This is a genomic window from Fulvivirga imtechensis AK7, assembly GCF_000331535.1.
Lineage (GTDB): Bacteria > Bacteroidota > Bacteroidia > Cytophagales > Cyclobacteriaceae > Fulvivirga > Fulvivirga imtechensis.
Map to the genome: position 1 here is coordinate 144,297 of NZ_AMZN01000015.1, position 18,582 is coordinate 162,878.

Genomic DNA, 18,582 nt, shown 5'->3' on the forward strand with positions numbered 1-18,582 from the left:
AAAATGTTTAGTTACTTATCGGTAATAGATGCGATACTTCTGAGAATACTGTAGTTCATCGATCCGTCAAATACTTTCTCATGATAATTTATTTATTTAGTGATTCAAAATAATGTGATGAGTTCCCGTGTTGCCACTAAGAGCGACAATTTTTTGCGGAGCATCCAAATCCATTTTCTTCCCTTGGTAGTGAGATTAGAGGGGTCAGATTTGTAATCTATTTTTTAAACTATAAAAGAGGAGTATTATCTCATGTTCTATTTTTTTTCTGATTTAATTGCGCGACAAGCAGGTCGTGCAGGTTTGTTATTAATTGTTTTAGCAGTGTCTTTTGGTTGTGCGGATGAGGAGGACCTTCTGGTTTCGGAAGAATCCCTACCCCGGGAGCAGGTTTCAGAAGAGGATCAAGCTTCTGATTCACATGGAAGTGATGAATTAACAGGTTGTACAGATGGTCTGGCGCTTAACCGAGTTGCAGGCGCTTCGTTTGATGATAATTCATGCCAGTATACACCTAAAGCCTGTGCTGATTGCGACTACATAGTAGAGCCGGATAACTGGATAGCTGACAATGAAGTATTAAAACTGCCTCCCGGATCCGTTATAGGTATAAAAGGAGCCAACAGAGGACCTGTAACCATAAGAAATTTTCATGGCACGGCAGATCAACCTTATATCATTATCAATTGTGATGGAAAAGTCAGCGTAAGTGGTGATGTGCCGGGAATTAAACTTCATAAGAGCAGCTTTATTCGCCTTACAGGCACAGGATCTGCCGATGACTATGGCATCAAGGTCCATAACACCAAGCCTTTTGGTGTGGTAGCAGAGCTGGGCACAACGGATTTTGAAATTGACCATATTGAGATCACAGCCACCAAAGGCCCGGGAATATCGGCCAGAACACGTCCCGCTTGTGATGGAAGTACAAACAGAGGTACTTTTGTACAGCGGAATACAGTCATTCACCACAACTACATCCACGATACAGGTGGAGAAGGGATGTATGTGGGTGGCTCAAATTGGCATAAAAGCTTTCCGCCACTGAATCAATGTCCCGATCTCGTATTGTATGAGCCTGAACTGGAAGGGGTATTTATCTATAACAACCTGGTTGAAAATACCGGCCAGGATGGTATTCAGGTAGGGGGAGCCGTTGGAGGAACGGAAATATACAATAATGAGATCCGAAATTATGGATTAAAAGGTATTGAAATCCACCAGGCGGGTATTCAGATCAATCCGGGAACAACCGGAAAGATATACAGTAACCTAATAAAAGGAGGTACGGGAAAAGGTATTTTCCTAAACGGGTTTGACAACAGTGTTTATAATAATCTGATTGTCGATTGCAATAAGGATGCTATACATATCGGAGACAGGGACCCGCTTCCTAATCAAAGCTATCGCATTGTCAATAATACCATGAGTAATATTAGCGGCTATGGAGTTATTACTAACTCATCGAAAAGTGTTGACAACGTTTATCACAACAACGTCCTCGTCAATGTAGGTGGTGAGATATTTAAATTTCATAAGGACATGGATTTCGATGTTGATAATAATTACGAGACTTCTAATATTAATGAACTATCATTTAAAGATCCCGCCAGCCTGGATTACTCGTTATTGGACGATAGTCCTTTGATAGATACGGGTACGGATAATGATATGGAAATTATAGGTGATTATATGCTCAATACCAGGGAAGTAGGAGCACGGATAGATATCGGAGCCTATGAGTATCAGGGTCAATAAATTAGATTGATTTATGGGGGCTGTCTCTAAAGGGCAGTCGTCATTCCAAACTTGATTTGGGATCCCCTGGAATGGGCAGAAACTGGCCATGGGACACCAAATCAAGTTTTTTAATGCACTGAAAACCAGTGCTCATAGTGTATAATTAAACGTGAGCTCGATATAAAATGCCAGGTCATCCTATCCCAAAAGTTTTAATAGTCGGCAGTTGGCAAAAAAAGTTATGAGTACTGAGTCGCGAGTATTGAGTAGAAGAAGAGTAATACTGAAAGCATAGCAGCATTATGGTTTCAAATTTCAGATCACGACACTAGTGTCAATACTCAATACTCAACCCAGGGGTCATTCCATTGACGAGTTTTACTTCCTGAGGCTATAGGCTTGAGGATAACAATCACAAAGTTATAACTATGGGAAAAAGTCAAGCTTTCGCCTTCGCGTACGTCAGAAGGAGACTTTTTTGATGCTAAGCACTGTATTGAGCAAAAGTAGATTGATTGCCGGGCTTAGTGTGCATTCTTCTGATACATCACCATCTCATCGATACTGCTCTTGCTTTGTCGGCTGGTTGCGGTTAATTACGCTTTTATATTGTAGATAATATTTCCCGGGGTGATTTTTCCCCTTTTTAAATGCTTGAAATACAGTTTAATATAAAATAGTATTATCTTGCAGATAAACTGCACATTAACTCGAACCAAACAACCCAATTCATGAAACGTGTTATCCACCTTTTTTTCCTCGCCCCGCTCGTGTTCGCCTGCGGTTCTGATGATTCAGTAGATGTCACCAGATTTGAATTATTACCAAAAGAAAGTACTCTGGCCAGTTGTACTGATCCCTTGGCTACAAACCTGTCCACCGGTTTTATTTTTGATGATAATTCCTGCCAATACACACCGGTTAAGTGCTCAGGGTGCGACCATGTGATAGCAACTGATGATCACATTATTGATAACGACAAGCTAAAGCTCCCTATAGGCGCTACCATAGGAATAAAGCCCGGAAAGAGAGGAGCTCTTACCTTTAGAAACTTTCATGGAACGGCAGCCAAGCCATACATCATAGTAAATTGTGATGGTAAAGTAGATATTGCTGCAGAGGTGCCTGGGATAAAGCTGCATGCCAGCAGCCATATCAGGCTGACCGGCACAGGTTCTGTGGATGACTATGGCATCAAGATCTCAGATGCCAAACCTTTTGGAGTGGTTGCGGAACTGAGCACTACAGATTTTGAAATAGATCACCTGGAGATTACCGGCACTCAGGGTCCGGGTGTTTCGGCCAGAACAAGACCTGTGTGTGACGGAAGCTCAAACAGAGGCACCTTTACACAGCGAAATACCATCCTTCACCACAACTATATCCATGATACAGGAGGTGAAGGATTTTACATAGGAGGCTCTCACTGGCATACCAGCTTCCCTGAAAATAATGACTGTCCTTCGCTGACATTACTTGAGCCTGAACTGGAGGGAGTAAAAATATATAATAATATCGTTGAAAATACCGGTCAGGATGGCATTCAGGTAGGTGGCGCTATTATTGGTTGCGAGATATACAATAATGTAGTGATCAATTATGGATTGAAGAATATTGAGGTACACCAGGCGGGTATACAGATCAACCCGGGCACAACGGGTGACATCTATAGTAACCTGATCAAAGGAGGGACCGGTAGTGGTATATTTCTCAATGGATTTGATAATCGGGTTTTTAGTAATTTGATCATTGACTGTAACAAAAATGCAATTCTGGCGGGCGACCGCGAGCCACCGGCAGGTAAGAGCTATAAAATTGTGAATAATACCATGGTCAACGTCAATGGTTATGCCATATATATGAATTCCAAGTTAAGTGTGAATAACATTTTTTATAATAATCTGATCATCAATCAGGTAGGAGACCTCAATAATAAACTGGGTGCGGATATAGATATAGATATTGCAGATAACATTGAGTTCGAGAAGCTGGACGAAGCGTTGTTGGTATCTCCGGATAGGTATGATTTCACTCCTTTGGATGACAGCCCGTTAATAGATGCAGGGCGTAATATAGATAACATTGGTATTAGTATAGATTACCTGTTGAATAGCAGGCACCGCGGTGCCGCCGTTGACGTAGGGGCTTTTGAATACCAGAAAAATTAGCACTTAAGATTTTGCTGTCACCGGTGAACGATGATGGCTAACCTATAGAAAAACGTAGAGGAAATGCCGACCTCTGCGTTTTTTCTCTTCGTCAATTGTGTTGGATCAAATAAAAAAGAATATTTGTTGAAACATACCAACCGGTATGTTCGTATGAATCACCTGATGAGCACCAGAGACCAAATATTGAGCAAAAACTATGAAGCCATGTGTCTGCATGGCTTTCAGGGATTAAGAACCGATAAGGTGATCAATGATCTGGGAATAACAAAAGGAGCTTTCTACCACTATTTCTCCGGGAAAAAGGAACTGGGATATGCTATAGTGGATGAGATCATAGCGCCACATTATATCAGTAATTTCAAACGCCTGGAAGGAGCGGAAAGAGTAATTGATGCTATTATCGAGGCACTGGAAAGCATAAGGGCTTGTTCAACAGAGGACAATGTGCATATAGGGTGTCCGCTGAATAATTTGATCCAGGAAATGTCACCGCTGGACAGTACATTTAGAAATAAATTGAATCACATACTGAAGACACAAAAGGAACTTCTGGCTGATGCGCTTAAGCGTGGCATGGGATCAGGAGAGATTAAGAAAGATATTGAGCCGGAAGAGGTTGCCTTGTACATTCTTGCTTCAATAGAAGGCACGTATACATTAGCAAAGTCATTTCAGAGCAAAAAAGTATTTGATCAATCTATGGACCAACTGACGGGATATATTAAAATGCTTAAGGGGTAAAAAAATTTACCTAATAACATACCAACTAGTATGTATCCATTATGTTCAACTATAAACAACTATTATTATGTATGTAATCACAGGAGCAAGCGGAAATACCGGGCGTATTATCGCAAAAAAGTTATTGGAACAAGGTCAACAGGTAAAAGTGATCAGCCGTAACGAAAGTAATTTAAAGGAGCTGATAGCTTCCGGGGCTATTTTAGCGGAAGGCAATTTGGCGGATGAGAAATTCCTTGTCAGTGCCTTTACAGGAGCAAAAGCTGTTTACGCTATGATACCACCGAAGTGGGACTTACAAGAGCCCTGGAGAAACTATCAGCGGAGAATTGCCGTGGCATTGACCAACGCCCTGCAGGCTGCTGAAGTGCCTCATGCAGTGGCATTGAGTTCAAACGGCTCTCATTTGCAAACAGGGGCAGGGCCGGTAAGCGGCTTGTATGACTTTGAGCAGCTTTTGAGAGGAGTGGAGGGCCTCAATGTGCTTGTGCTAAGACCCGGATATTTTATGCAGAACCTTTTTGCTAATATACCATTGATCAAATCAGCCGGGATTTTCGGATACTCTCTGGACCCTGATGTAAAAGTGCCTATCGTTCATACCAATGATATCGCTCAGGTGGCTGCAGAACGATTGCTGGCTCTGGATTTCACAGGTTTTGAAAAGCAATTTGTGGCCGGAGACAGGGATTATACCATGCCCGAAGTAGCTCAGATTTTGGGCAAGGCCATAGGCAGGGAAGAGCTTCAATATGTGCCGTTCACGAAGAGGATATGAAAAGTGGCATGGTAGCCAACGGGATACCTGAAACCATCGCTGACGGGTATAACGAATTATTTAATGCCTTGAATGAGCGAAAATATTTGAATGATTTTGAACGGACTGCTGAAAACACAACACCAACTTCACTGGAAGATTTCTCTGTAGAATTTGCAACTGCTTATAGCAATAGTTAATAAATGCAGGCTCCCGGCCGGACTGCCAAAATTCGGGAGCCTGCTATATCTCTACCTCAGATAGAATGAGTAATACCCCTCTCTACCCTGCCGGTTCATACCTTCGATGATCACCCGTCCACGGATCTTTTCCAGTATTTCCACCAGCCTTTGCGGATCTTTAATCGGATTACGGTTGATGTCGGTGATGATGAAATCTTCTGTGATACCTACCCTTTTGAGCAGTCCGTTACCAATGTTAAACACCCTTACACCATAGCCGATGCCCAGCATATCCCGCTCTACTTTTGGTACTGTCTCAAACTTAGCGCCTAATGATTCCGAAGTATAAATCTCTCTTTTCAGTATGCTTGTTGTACCTTCTCTGTTTGTCAGGGTTAGCTGTGCTTTACCTGTTTCGTTACCTCTTTTGTAAGTAAGTGTGATTTTATCTCCGGGTGAGTGGTAGCTCAGTTCTTCTTCAAACTGGCTGCGACTGTCTACTTCCACCTCATTTACTTTAAGGATAATATCACCTTCTTTCAAGCCGGCTTTAGCAGCGGTGCCATCGCTTTGTACGTATCCTAATAGCACTCCTCTCAGCTCCACATCGCTGCTGATGCTGATATCAAGCCTGTTGGCAATAGAGGCATTGAAGTCAGACACCTCTCCGCCAAAGAAAGCTTTCTGAACCTCACCGTATTCGATCAGGTCACCTACGATCTTCTTCACAATATCTATCGGCACTGCAAAACCATATCCGGCATAAGATCCTGTTCTGGATAAAATGGCCGTGTTGATACCCACTAATTCGCCATGGCGATTTACCAAAGCGCCACCACTATTTCCCGGGTTGATGGCTGCATCAGTCTGTATGAACGACTCAATAGGGAATTTGCCTTGCAGAATGTTGATTTCGCGACCCTTTGCACTTACTATACCCGCTGTAACAGTTGATGTGAGGTTAAATGGATTGCCAACAGCAATTACCCACTCACCAACCTGTAATTCTTTTGAGCCTCCTCTTGGTATAACAGGCAGGTTTTTAGCATCTATTTTCAGCACGGCCAGGTCAGTAGAAGGGTCGGTGCCAATAAGCTCCGCATTGTAGTTACGCTTGTTATAAACCACTTCTAATCTGTCAGCATTTTGTACAACGTGATTATTCGTAACTATATAGCCATCGGAGGTGTAAATTACACCCGAACCGCTGCTGATCTGAGTTTGTGAGCCGGGATTCACATCAAAAAACCAGTCCAAATAGCTCCTGGTATAAGTTCTTTCGCTTATATTTTTAATGTATACGACACTCTTGGTACTGGATCTGGAGGCAGCTACAAAGTCTGTATTTGCATCAGGTAGTGAAACTCGCGAAGATAGAACAGGTTGAAATGTACTGCTACTATCGTGATTTGCCACCTGTACCGCCCGGATTGCCTCTGTTACTGGCGGAACTTGTTGCTCAGGCTTAACCAAATCGTAGGTGACAGCGCCTCCCAAACCAGCAACAAAGCTCAGAAATATAATTTTAAGTGAATTTTGCATTTTTTACTGTTTTTTCTGGTATCAACAAAAACTATGCTGCATTATAAAACGTGACAAAAATGCCTAAGTTGTACTTTTTAATAGTTAATATCCATTAAAAATAATAGCAAAGGAAGACTCGAGTTGTCATATATTTGTAGATATGGGATTCAGGTCAGTATTAAGTAAGCCATTTGCAGCTTACATAGTCAATCAACAGAAAAAGTGGTCAGCCATACCCGGGCGATATCAACAGCAGATCTTCGAAAATATTATTAAGACAGCCGCTTCTACCGTTTTTGGCAAGGATCATGGCTTTGGTGATATCAGGAATTATGATGATTATCGCAAACAAGTGCCGATAAAAGATTATGAAGAACTATCACCATACATCAAACAAATATTGGAAGGAAAGTCAGATGTATTGTGGCCTGGCAAACCTGAATATTTTTCCAAAACATCAGGGACCACATCCGGAGTTAAATACATACCAATAACAAAGGCATCATTACCCAATCACATCAATAGCGCCCGCAATGCACTACTTAGCTATGTCCATGAAACCGGTAAATCAAAGTTTCTCGATGGTAAGCTGATCTTTTTATCCGGCAGCCCCGAACTTGACCGGAAAGCCGGTATAAATACAGGTCGACTTTCCGGTATTGTAAACCACCATGTGCCGGCTTATTTACGCACCAATCAGTTGCCAAGCTATGAAACCAACTGCATAGACGATTGGGAGCAGAAGCTGGAAAAGATCATAGACGAAACCCTGCATCAGGATATGACGCTCATCTCAGGGATACCACCATGGGTACAGATGTATTTCGACAGGATACAGGTGCGTACAGGAAAGAAAATAAAAGATGTATTTCCAAACTTCGATCTGTTCGTTTACGGAGGTGTCAATTTTGAGCCTTACAAGGCCAAGCTGTTCGAGTCTATCGGCCGAAAAGTGGACTCGATAGAAACCTATCCCGCATCGGAGGGTTTCATAGCCTATCAGGATTCACAAAGGGAGGAGGGACTGCTACTATTGGCAAACTCAGGTATCTTTTTTGAATTTATACCTGCTGATGAATATTTTAATGACCACCCTACACGCCTGACCATCGATGACGTGAAAGAGGGAGTAAACTATGCCGTGGTGATCAATAGCAATGCTGGCTTATGGGGATATTCCATCGGAGATACGGTGAAATTTGTGTCTACGCGCCCACACCGATTGGTTGTCACAGGCCGGATCAAGCATTTTATTTCTGCTTTTGGAGAGCATGTGATAGGGGAAGAGGTAGAGAAGGCGATGAAATATACCATTGCCAAATATCCTGAAACAGAAATTGTTGAATTTACCGTTGCGCCACAGGTTACGCCTAAAGAGGGTCTGCCATTGCATGAATGGTATGTGGAATTTTCTAATCCACCATCAGATTTGTCAGCTTTCGAAAAAGAACTAAATTTGCAGCTTCAGAAATTTAATGCATACTATGACGACCTCCTTTCCGGGAGCATTCTCAGAAATTTGAAGATCATACAGCTAAGGAGAGACTCATTTATCGAATATATGAAATCACAAGGGAAACTTGGGGGGCAGAATAAGGTGCCAAGGCTATCGAATGACAGGAAGATTGCTGATGAGTTGATCAAGTACGAATTGCAAAAAAATGATTAGAATATATCTTGTGCTCATTGTTTTCGTCACCTCAGCTAATGTATCTGGTCAGTACAGAAACTTTAATACTGAGAGAAATATATGGAAGAATGGGTTGATCAAGCTAGAGAATGGAAGTGCGGTTAAAACTACAATAAATTTCAATTTTGTTTCGGGAACGCTGACAGCAAAGGAAGGGAAGGAAGAAATTATTTATACACCTCATCAGGTGCAGTATTTTGAAATTTATAGTGGTAAAGAAAAAGCATTATTTTATTCCCTGCCTTACGACTTTGATGAGAATGGAGAGGTAACGCTGGCTTTTTTTGAGGTAGTTTATCAAAAAAATAGAGACGTGCTTTTATTACGACATGAGCTGGAGTTCAAAAACAAGAATTTTGAAGCAGGCATACCCGCTTCAGCGCACAATTTTGGTAGAGAAAGGGTCTACCGGATTGTTTATATGGCTACAAATGGGAAAATATACCCCGTCTTACAGGCAAGGGTTCGTACGGCTACCTCCTACTCTGTACGATTATGGAGCGATGCGGACAAACTGGCTTCTTATAATGAAAAAAGTCAGTATACCGAAAGTGCTACTGAGGATGAAGAGGTGAGATACAAATCGATTTTGAAAGATGATATGGAAGTTTTATTTCCTGAATCATATTTAAAAATAGAAGAATTCGTAAAGAATAATAAGATAAAGCTGAAAGATATTGAGAGCTGGAAGACTGTAGTTGATTTTAAAAGTCAACTTGTTAACTAGTGTTTTTTAAGAAAACTCTAAGTGGCTTTAAGAAAGCGTTCCCGCCGAAGGGCGGGACGAAGTTACAAAAAGCGGATCGTACTGAGGAACGAGAGCATTTTTGAAACGAGCGTAAGGCGGACATTGGCGTTTTCTTGGAGACACTAACTAAGTAATTTTTAGTGGAAAATAAAAAAAATATAGCTATCCTCGGATCAACCGGTTCCATAGGCACACAGGCATTAGAGGTAATAGAGGCTCATCCTGAGCAGTTTGCTGTGGAAGTGCTTTCTGCCCAGAGCAACTGTGACCTTCTGATAGAGCAAGCGCTTACCTTCAAACCTAATGCTGTTGTGATAGGTAACGAAGCGCACTACTATAAGGTATTTGAAGCCCTTGATAAACACGATATAAAAGTCTACGCCGGGGAAAATGCATTGGCCGCTGTGGTGGAAATGGATACCATCGACCTTGTTTTAACAGCGCTTGTCGGGTATAGCGGTCTTAAACCCACTATTCGCGCCATAGAAGCGGGTAAGAGTATTGCACTGGCCAACAAAGAGACCCTGGTTGTGGCAGGTGAGCTGATCACTGGCCTGGCCAGAGAAAAGGGTGTGAATATTTATCCTGTAGATTCTGAACATTCGGCCATTTTTCAATGCATCGTTGGTGAATTTCATAACCCAATAGAAAAAATTATTCTTACCGCGTCTGGTGGGCCTTTTCGCGGTAAAAGTAAGAGAGAACTGGAAAGTGTCACCAAGGCACAGGCTTTGAAACACCCTAACTGGGATATGGGAGCAAAGATAACTATTGACTCTGCTACCCTGATGAATAAAGGTCTTGAGGTGATTGAGGCAAAATGGCTTTTTGGATTAAAGGCGGAGCAGGTAGATGTAGTAGTACACCCGCAGTCTATCATCCACTCCATGGTGCAGTTTGAAGACGGGTCTATAAAAGCGCAAATGGGACTTCCGGATATGAAATTGCCTATTCAGTTTGCCATGGCATACCCAAACCGCTTAAAGTCTGCATTTCCCAGATTTAACTTCGCAGACTACCCCGCACTGACGTTTGAGAAACCTGATATGGATACTTTTCGTAATCTGGAATTAGCATTTGATGCTTTGAAGAAGGGGGGAAATATGCCTTGTATTCTCAATGCAGCCAACGAAGTGGCTGTGGCGGAATTTTTAAAAGATAGAATTGGTTTTCTTGACATATCAAATGTTGTTGAACATTGTATGAATAAAATAGATTTTATTAACGTCCCTTCTTATGAGGATTACGTAAACACAGATAAAGAAACAAGAATTAAAGCTTTAGAAATAATAGATTAATGGAAGGATTAGTAATGACCGCTCAGATTATTCTGAGCTTATCAATTTTAGTAGGTCTCCATGAGATGGGACACCTGCTCGCAGCGAAAGCTTTTGGAATGAGGGTAGAGCAGTTTTCCATCGGATTTCCTCCTAAAATTTTCAGCTTCAAATACGGAGAGACAGAATATGCGCTGAGCGCTATTCCACTCGGGGGCTTTGTAAAAATATCGGGTATGATAGATGAATCCATGGATGTGGAGGCCATGAAAGAGCCGCCAAAACCTTATGAGTTCCGATCAAAGCCGGCCTGGCAACGTTTAATTGTTATGCTTGGAGGTATTATCGTCAATGTTATTACCGGGATTGCCATTTTTATCTTCCTTACTTATGCATATGGAGATACTTTTATTTCTAATGATGCGGTAAATGAGCATGGAGGAATTGTGGCTTACGAACTGGGGCAGGAATTGGGCCTTCAAACAGGTGACAAGATTGTGAAAGTGAATGGTAAGAAAGTTGAAGATTTTTCAGAAATACTAGATCCTCATGTATTTATGGGTGACGGGGCCTATTATACAGTAGAAAGGAATGGAGAAATGATAAACATTCCTATTCCTGGGAATTTCATTGAAAAAATGAATAACAAAGAGGCAGCGGGTAAGTTTATTAGCCCGAGACTTCCTGCTATTATCGGTGAAATTTCCGAGGGTTCCCTGGCGAAAAGAATAGACCTTCAAAGGGGTGACCAGATAATAGAAATATCAGGTACTGCAGTGGCATATCATGATGAGGTTTATTCCATTATGAAAAGCTACAAACAAGACTCGATCCATTTGAAGATAAATCGTAATGGTGAAGTACTTACTTATCATGAAAATTTCAAGTCGGATTCGATTATTGGTTATTTGCCACATGTTGCCATCAACTACGACCAGGTAGATTACACCTTGGGTGAATCACTTGGGCTGGGTACCGAGCGGGCTTTTGGTATCGTATTTCTACAGATCAAAGCTTTCGGTAAGATGTTCAGCGGAGAATTATCGGTTACTAAATCGTTGGCGGGACCTATTGGTATAGCTCAGGCCTATGGTGGCGACTGGCAGTGGGAACGGTTCTGGAGAATGACCGGGTTATTATCGATGGTGCTGGCATTTATGAACCTGCTACCTATTCCGGCCCTTGATGGAGGACATGTAATGTTCCTTTCTTATGAGATCATTTCCGGCAGGAAGCCGTCAGATAAATTCCTGGAAAATGCCCAGAAAGTGGGGATGGTATTCTTACTTCTGCTGATGGTATTTATTATATTCAATGATATTTTCAAAGTAGTTGGAATAGTCTAAAGCATCAAAAGAAAAACAATTGTGCCACCACCATTTTCTCAAACAGAAATTGTGGTGGCACAATTGTTTTTAGGTTTTTAGTGCTATTTTATAGTTTTATTGCCGAACTGGACCTTGTTTGCCAATTCACCAAAAAAAAATCCATAACCTGCTAGTCCCCGTACGAGTTCCCATAGCCGTTAACTTAAGCACTCCGCTAGGAACTCAAAGCCTGTAGACCTCGTAAAATGATGGAAAAACTCTAAATCTAATCATTTTTTTTCCTGGCATTGAGTTATCACCTCACCCTTGAACAGGCTGAAGTATAAGCACAGAAGAACCGCCCTCTCCTCAAGGAGAGGGATGTACAGACTGCAGTAAAAGCACAGGCTTTTGATGGGGGAGGTGTGAAACATGTATTTTTCTAAAAGTCATAGTTTCTTTAAGGTTACCGCGTATGTCCTCTGGGACTATACATACTGTTAAGTTAGTGGCTATGGGACAAGTTCCGGGGTCCCTGGGAGAGGGTAGTTGGGCTAGAGATATTTCCAAGGCTATGAAAATCTTAAGGGCTGCGATTTTTTTCTGGGCCATTCTATTGCCTGGGTTTGTAGGGTGACCTCTCTGGAAGCCCTTTGCTGAAGGGTCCCGGAACAGGTCCGGGAACAGGTGCAAAGAGGTTTTAGTGCTATTTTATAGTTTATCTCGAATCCTTTATCTTTTCCGAAAGCATAGCCATTTGCAGTTCCAGACGTTTGATTTCCCTTAGCAAATGATTTTTGTCCATTTGCATCCAACTCCAGAGTTTAAGCATTGATTGTATAATAAGACACGTAAAACCACCGGCCCCCCATAAGATCATATTTCTAACTTCAGTGGCATTAAAAAATTCAATACTACAATAGATAAGCAGGATTAAAAGTACGAATGTCATGATCGTTCCTGAAATCGCGATCCACTTCTGTTTGCCCCTGTAAACATCGCTGAGGAGCTCAAATATAGAGGGTTCGTCTATCTGCTCGTAAAATTCTGCTTCTTCCTCCGATAGCACATTTTTTATGAGATCATCAATGTTTTCGTTAGATCTTTTCATGGTTCACCTCCTTATATTTTTTCTTCAGTTGTTCTCTTGCGTAAAATAAGCGGGATTTTACAGTCCCTTCAGGTAATGATAATATCCGGGCGATCTCTTTTAATGACTGTTCTTCAAGATAGAAAAGGGTCAGTATCAATTTCTGATGGTCAGGAAGTGTGTTAAGTGTTACCTTCACTCGCTCAGCAGCCGATAATTCCCCGGTGATGACGGGCTCATCTTCAGCAGACTTCTGAATATCCAGTTCAAGATTATCCATGATCTCATGCTCTTTTTTGTTTTTTCTGATCCAATCTATCGATTTATTATGTGCAATACGATAGATCCAACTGCTGAACCTACCCGTGTCTTTAAGTCCCGGTAATCCACGAATTGCCGACTGCCAGCTTTCCTGAGCAATATCCTGGGCTACTTCACGATCCTTTACTATGAATAGCGCATGCCTCACAAGCCTGGGGTGCCACCTTTTTACCAGTAGTTCAAAAGACTTTCTGTCACCTTGCTGACTCCTTAAAATAAGGAGCTCCTCAAGTACCCTGGCCGATTCCAATTTTTCGGACATTATATCACCTAGTCGTGATTTGAAGTAAATAGTTCAATGTACGTGAAAATATTTTTTGAGGGCACCAGTATTTTGCCAGCGGTTAGGTTTTATGGCTGGACAGTATCCTTGGAATATCACAGGTAATTACGCTACTCCTCTAACTTATCCCGATAGATCTCAAATTCCACCCTGCGGTTTAACCGTTTGTCCGCTTCTGTCACTTCTTTTACAATGGGTTTAGAGCTTCCGAAACCTTGGGCAGTAATGCGGAAATCTTCAACCCCTCCAAAAAACACCAGGTATTCTTTGATAATATCTGCACGATCCTGTGATAGCTTTAAATTGAAATCTTCGCGACCGGCAGAGTCAGTATGTCCGGAGATGCGCAGCTTAAAGCCTGGGTTATCCAATAGAAAATCCGCCATTTTATCCAGGTCTCCGTACATTGGAGAAGTTAAGGCAGCTTTCCCTTCTTCGAATTCGAGGGATTCAAATTTCAGTTTACTGGAGATAGGCGAAGTTTGCTTATGAAGCTGCATCTCACCATCCAGGTAAAATAATTCTTCAATTCTGAAGAATTCCTCCCCTTGTATGATCAGCAGGTAATTATTGTTGTTGATCAGATCAAATTCAAAAGACCCGTCAGGGCGGAGAAATTTTGGCGCCACCTCTATACCATTATCAAGATCAATAATAGACACGATACCCTTAAATGGCTCTCCATTTTCTTCATTGGTCAGTGAGCCTCCTACTTTGGTGGTGGCTCCGGGTTGAGCCTCCATGGGCACAGGAAAAGAATATAGATCCAGGTTGCTCATATTGTTTTCCACAGACCGTGAGTAATAAAGATTTTCTGATCGTGAGTCTATCGTAAAATAAAACTCACTACCCGGGCCGTTTACCAAAGGGCCTATATTTTTGGGCTCGGCCCAATTGCCATTGTCTTTATATGATTTATAAATATCAAATTCTCCAAAGTTCAGGCTTTGCCCATTGGAACTAAAATATAACACATTAAATACATGATGATAGAAGGGGCTTACTTCGGAATTTCTTGTATTAATGATCGGCCCCATATTTACAGCTTTAGTCCAATTGCCGTCTTTATCTCTGGTGGTATAGTAAATATCGGAGAGCCCGAATCCACCAATTCTGTCAGAAGCAAAGTAGAGCGTGTCTTCAGAGTGGGATAGCGAAGGGTGCGAATCCCATGCAATGCTATTTACATTGACTCCCAGATTTTTCACTTTTCCCCAGGTACTGTCGGCCCCCAGAGTGGCCGTAAATATATCACAATCACCATATGAGTCAGGGGAGTTGCATCGGGCGAAAAAAAGTGTTTTGCCGTCTCTGCTCAGCGAGGCTGAGCCTTCATTGTATTGTGTGTTGAGCTCTTTAAATTCTTTTGCCTGTCCCCAATTTCCGTGAGAGAGCTGCGTATAAAACAGATCTTCATCATGCACGGGATCGATCCCTCTGTGATGAGAATTTCTTTTAGAGGTGAAGATCAGGGTTTTATCTGATGAGCTTAATGTAGGCCCATAATCTGACAGGTCGGAGTTTACAAGCTGCCCCATGTTCAAAAGCACACTTCTCGGAGGCCTCAAGGTATCTACCTCCTTACGATAATCTACAAGCTCATAATAATATTCTAATGGAACATAGTAGTCTTTATCATTCGTGGTAAGCGAATCGTAATAAAGCTCTATACTTCTGATGTCGATATCCTCGCGGTGATGCTTGAGTACCAATTTATATAGCAGCTTAGCCTCATCATAATTACCATATATCTCCGTCAGCTTGGCCAGCCTCCATATCCAATGGGTGTCACGATAGAAGTTGACAACTCCGAAGTTTTTCACATAAGAGCGTAATAAAGGATATAACGAGATCCATCCCTTTTCTTCTTCGAGCTTTCTGATCTGCTTTAATTTGCTTTCATTATAGTAATAAGGGACCTTGTTGACATTTGGGAAATTAAAAAGATCAGAACGACTATAGGTGGATATAGTGTCGTTTACTCTTAGTACACCACTGGATTTTAATGTTTTTTTCTTTTGGCTATATGCCTCATGTGCCAGCAATGAGCAAAGCAAAATGCAAAATATCCATTTAATCGTTGTCTTCAAGGCCCCTGCTAATTTCATTACTGCTAATTTGCACGTAATAAATATGTTATAAAAATGCATTTTTTTCAAGAAGTGGTCAAAAAAGAGTTTGGCACACCTATTGACAATTTATAATAGTTAAAGAAAAATACCGATTACTACATAAAATATGTCATATTGGCATATTATACGGACTATTAAGGAAACTCAACTATGTTCAATAACTTCTTTTTTTCTGACCTGGTACAGGATGATTCAGATGAGCTTATACAACTTATTAATCCTGAGGAAGATACCGGTGTACAGGATGACGATTTACCCGATGATATTTCAATTTTACCTATAAAAAACACCGTGCTTTTTCCCGGGGTGGTGATACCTATTACTGTGGGAAGGCAAAAATCTATAAAGCTGGTAAAGAAGGCTTATTCTGGCGACAGATTTATCGGAGTAATAGCCCAGAAAAATGTAAAGATTGAAGATCCCACGAAGGATGATATCTATAAAGTAGGAACTATTGCCCGCATCATAAAAATGCTGGTGCTTCCTGATGGAAATACCACTATAATCATTCAGGGCAAAAGCAGGTTCGAAATAGAGCAGATATTAAATGAAGAGCCCTATATCACCGCCAAAGTGAAGTTGCTAAAGAGTGATTTTCCCGTTGACAATAAGAAAGAGATTAAGGCAATTACACAATCACTTAAGGATTCCGCATCCAAAATTTTGAAGCTAAATCCCGAGATCCCTCAGGAGGCTCAGATGGCGCTTGATAATATTCATGACCTTGGCTTCCTTACACATTTCCTGTCGTCTAACCTCAATGCAGAAGTGGCCGACAAGCAGAAGCTTCTGGAGATTAACGATGGCATGAAGAGAGCTACGCTGTTGCTTGAGTATATGCTTAAGGAGGTGCAACTTCTGGAGCTAAAGCACGATATACAGCGAAAAGTACATACTGATATTGACCAGCAGCAGCGGGATTATTACCTGAGGCAGCAGATCAAGGTGATGCAGGACGAACTGGGTTTTGATGGCCCGGACCAGGAGGTAGAAGCGCTGCGTGCAAAAGGCAATAAGAAAAAGTGGGGAAAGGAGGTTCATAAACACTTCAACAAGGAGTTGGATAAGATCCTGCGTATGAATCCGGCAGCAGCGGAATATCCTGTAGCCATGAATTACGTAGAGCTGCTTTTGGAGCTACCATGGAATGAGTACACCCAGGATAATTTTGATCTGAAAAGGGCGCGGAAGATCCTGGATAAGGATCATTTTGGCATGGAGAAGGTGAAGGAAAGGATAATAGAATACCTGGCCGTGCTGAAGCTAAAGCAAGATATGAAAGGCCCCATTCTCTGTTTGTATGGCCCTCCGGGGGTAGGTAAGACTTCTTTAGGTCGCTCCATTGCCAAGGCATTGAAACGAAAATATGTCAGAATGTCACTGGGGGGTGTGCATGATGAAGCCGAGATCAGGGGGCATAGAAAAACGTATGTAGGAGCCCTGCCGGGAAAGGTTGTTCAGAATATAAAAAAGGCAAAATCTTCTAATCCGGTGTTTATCCTCGATGAAATTGATAAAGTAAGCTCCGACTTCAGGGGTGATCCTGCCTCCGCCCTACTGGAAGTACTGGACCCCGAGCAGAATAATGCTTTTGCAGATAACTACCTGGAACTGGAGTATGACCTCTCCAAGGTGCTGTTTATAGCCACTGCCAATTCTCTTGAAACGATCCATCCAGCACTAAGAGATCGCATGGAGATCATAGAGATAACCGGATATACGCAGGAGGAAAAGGTGGAGATAGCAAAAAGACACCTGATACCCAAGCAAAAGAAGGAGCATGGACTGAAGACTGCTGATGTCTCCTTTCATAAAAGGGCCATAGAAAAGCTAATTGATGGCTACACACGTGAGTCTGGTGTTAGAAATCTGGAAAGAAAAGTCGGGTCGGTAGTACGTCATATTGCCAAATTCATCGCTATGGATGAGGAATATAGTAAAACGGTGACTTCTGATGAAGTGATAAAGATCCTGGGATCAGAGGTTTATGACAAGGAGCTTTATCAGGGCAACGAGATAGCCGGTGTGGTTACCGGCCTGGCATGGACGCAGGTTGGTGGCGAGATACTCTTTATCGAATCCAGCCTGAGCAAAGGGAAAGGAAAATTAACCCTTTCAGGCCAGTTGGGTGATGTAATGAAAGAATCGGCCATGGCAGCCATCTCTTATTTGAGGGCAAATGCAGAAACTTTAGGTATAGATCATCGTGCTTTCGATCAATATGATCTGCATGTGCATGTACCTGCGGGAGCCGTACCCAAGGACGGGCCGTCAGCCGGTATTACCATGTTTACATCACTGGCTTCTATTTACACCCAGAGGATGGTGAAAGAAAAGATAGCCATGACGGGTGAGATCACACTCCGGGGTAAAGTATTGCCTGTGGGAGGGATAAAAGAGAAAATATTGGCAGCGAAGCGCGCTGGCATTTCAGAGATCATCCTCTCCGAACGAAATAAGCGAGACATAAATGAAATAGATGACAGGTATATCAAGGGGCTAAAGATCCACTACGTGGAGAACGTAGATGAGGTATTGGCGCTGGCCCTGCTCAAAGAAAAAGTGAAGCGTCCGATGCAATTTACTTTTGCAGACCCAGTTAATAAGGAGTAAATTTAT

At 42.0% G+C, this 18,582-nt stretch carries 14 protein-coding genes; 10 read left to right on the plus strand and 4 right to left on the minus strand.

Annotated elements, in window-relative coordinates; translation table 11 throughout:
- Positions 1–252: 252 nt before the first annotated feature.
- The 5 genes from C900_RS06020 to C900_RS28145 all read left to right on the plus strand — a co-directional run bounded on the left by C900_RS06020 (position 253) and on the right by C900_RS28145 (position 5,609).
- A complete protein-coding gene (locus C900_RS06020; protein ID WP_040495792.1) occupies positions 253–1,758 on the plus strand; it encodes a right-handed parallel beta-helix repeat-containing protein in 1,506 nt (501 codons plus the stop codon).
- Positions 1,759–2,471: 713 nt separating this feature from the next.
- Positions 2,472–3,908 carry a right-handed parallel beta-helix repeat-containing protein gene (locus tag C900_RS06025; RefSeq protein WP_009578781.1) on the plus strand — a complete coding sequence of 479 codons (1,437 nt, stop codon included), beginning with the start codon at positions 2,472–2,474 and terminating at the stop codon, positions 3,906–3,908.
- 126 nt (positions 3,909–4,034) lie between these two features.
- Positions 4,035–4,652: a TetR/AcrR family transcriptional regulator gene (locus C900_RS06030; RefSeq protein WP_009578782.1), complete on the plus strand. Its 618-nt coding sequence runs from the start codon at positions 4,035–4,037 to the stop codon at positions 4,650–4,652.
- A gap of 67 nt (positions 4,653–4,719) precedes the next feature.
- The gene (locus tag C900_RS06035; RefSeq protein WP_009578783.1) at positions 4,720–5,430 is read left to right on the plus strand and encodes an NmrA family NAD(P)-binding protein; all 711 of its coding nucleotides are present in this window, start codon (positions 4,720–4,722) and stop codon (positions 5,428–5,430) included.
- Positions 5,427–5,609: a hypothetical protein gene (locus C900_RS28145; protein WP_051052787.1), complete on the plus strand. Its 183-nt coding sequence runs from the start codon at positions 5,427–5,429 to the stop codon at positions 5,607–5,609. Before C900_RS06035 ends, C900_RS28145 begins: the two co-directional genes overlap by 4 nt.
- A gap of 51 nt (positions 5,610–5,660) precedes the next feature.
- Here C900_RS28145 and C900_RS06040 read toward each other — a convergent pair whose 3' ends face one another.
- Positions 5,661–7,133 carry a S1C family serine protease gene (locus C900_RS06040; protein ID WP_040495793.1) on the minus strand — a complete coding sequence of 491 codons (1,473 nt, stop codon included), beginning with the start codon at positions 7,131–7,133 and terminating at the stop codon, positions 5,661–5,663.
- A 142-nt stretch (positions 7,134–7,275) separates the two neighbouring features.
- Here C900_RS06040 and C900_RS06045 point away from each other — a divergent pair, with 142 nt between their 5' ends.
- The 4 genes from C900_RS06045 (at position 7,276) to rseP (ending at position 12,176) form a co-directional block, all read left to right on the plus strand.
- On the plus strand, positions 7,276–8,784 hold the full coding sequence (locus C900_RS06045) for a GH3 auxin-responsive promoter family protein (RefSeq protein WP_009578787.1): 1,509 nt from the start codon (positions 7,276–7,278) through the stop codon (positions 8,782–8,784).
- A complete protein-coding gene (locus C900_RS06050) occupies positions 8,777–9,532 on the plus strand; it encodes a hypothetical protein (protein WP_040495795.1) in 756 nt (251 codons plus the stop codon). Before C900_RS06045 ends, C900_RS06050 begins: the two co-directional genes overlap by 8 nt.
- Positions 9,533–9,693: 161 nt before the next feature.
- Positions 9,694–10,851: a 1-deoxy-D-xylulose-5-phosphate reductoisomerase gene (locus C900_RS06055; RefSeq protein WP_009578789.1), complete on the plus strand. Its 1,158-nt coding sequence runs from the start codon at positions 9,694–9,696 to the stop codon at positions 10,849–10,851.
- Complete coding sequence (gene rseP / locus C900_RS06060; RefSeq protein WP_009578790.1) at positions 10,851–12,176, plus strand: RIP metalloprotease RseP; 1,326 nt, start codon at positions 10,851–10,853, stop codon at positions 12,174–12,176. The genes C900_RS06055 and rseP overlap by 1 nt, the downstream gene beginning before the upstream one ends.
- Before the next feature lie 679 nt (positions 12,177–12,855).
- On the opposite strand, the gene C900_RS06065 is transcribed toward rseP, so the two are convergent.
- The 3 genes from C900_RS06065 to C900_RS06075 all read right to left on the minus strand — a co-directional run bounded on the left by C900_RS06065 (position 12,856) and on the right by C900_RS06075 (position 15,939).
- The gene (locus C900_RS06065) at positions 12,856–13,248 is read right to left on the minus strand and encodes a DUF6768 family protein (protein WP_009578791.1); all 393 of its coding nucleotides are present in this window, start codon (positions 13,246–13,248) and stop codon (positions 12,856–12,858) included.
- The gene (locus C900_RS06070; RefSeq protein WP_009578792.1) at positions 13,235–13,810 is read right to left on the minus strand and encodes an RNA polymerase sigma factor; all 576 of its coding nucleotides are present in this window, start codon (positions 13,808–13,810) and stop codon (positions 13,235–13,237) included. The genes C900_RS06065 and C900_RS06070 overlap by 14 nt, the downstream gene beginning before the upstream one ends.
- 131 nt (positions 13,811–13,941) lie before the next feature.
- On the minus strand, positions 13,942–15,939 hold the full coding sequence (locus C900_RS06075) for an OmpA family protein (protein ID WP_009578793.1): 1,998 nt from the start codon (positions 15,937–15,939) through the stop codon (positions 13,942–13,944).
- 174 nt (positions 15,940–16,113) lie between these two features.
- Here C900_RS06075 and lon point away from each other — a divergent pair, with 174 nt between their 5' ends.
- Positions 16,114–18,576: an endopeptidase La gene (gene lon, locus C900_RS06080; RefSeq protein ID WP_009578794.1), complete on the plus strand. Its 2,463-nt coding sequence runs from the start codon at positions 16,114–16,116 to the stop codon at positions 18,574–18,576.
- Positions 18,577–18,582: the final 6 nt, after the last annotated feature.

Coding starts and splice junctions, on each gene's coding strand:
- C900_RS06050 (WP_040495795.1), top strand. CDS start 8,777: ATGATTAGAATATATCTTGTGCTCATTGTTTTCGTCACCTCAGCTAAT.
- C900_RS06040 (WP_040495793.1), bottom strand. CDS start 7,133: ATGCAAAATTCACTTAAAATTATATTTCTGAGCTTTGTTGCTGGTTTG.
- C900_RS06070 (WP_009578792.1), bottom strand. CDS start 13,810: ATGTCCGAAAAATTGGAATCGGCCAGGGTACTTGAGGAGCTCCTTATT.
- C900_RS06035 (WP_009578783.1), top strand. CDS start 4,720: ATGTATGTAATCACAGGAGCAAGCGGAAATACCGGGCGTATTATCGCA.
- C900_RS06075 (WP_009578793.1), bottom strand. CDS start 15,939: ATGAAATTAGCAGGGGCCTTGAAGACAACGATTAAATGGATATTTTGC.
- C900_RS06065 (WP_009578791.1), bottom strand. CDS start 13,248: ATGAAAAGATCTAACGAAAACATTGATGATCTCATAAAAAATGTGCTA.
- rseP (WP_009578790.1), top strand. CDS start 10,851: ATGGAAGGATTAGTAATGACCGCTCAGATTATTCTGAGCTTATCAATT.
- C900_RS06045 (WP_009578787.1), top strand. CDS start 7,276: ATGGGATTCAGGTCAGTATTAAGTAAGCCATTTGCAGCTTACATAGTC.
- C900_RS06025 (WP_009578781.1), top strand. CDS start 2,472: ATGAAACGTGTTATCCACCTTTTTTTCCTCGCCCCGCTCGTGTTCGCC.
- C900_RS06020 (WP_040495792.1), top strand. CDS start 253: ATGTTCTATTTTTTTTCTGATTTAATTGCGCGACAAGCAGGTCGTGCA.
- lon (WP_009578794.1), top strand. CDS start 16,114: ATGTTCAATAACTTCTTTTTTTCTGACCTGGTACAGGATGATTCAGAT.
- C900_RS28145 (WP_051052787.1), top strand. CDS start 5,427: ATGAAAAGTGGCATGGTAGCCAACGGGATACCTGAAACCATCGCTGAC.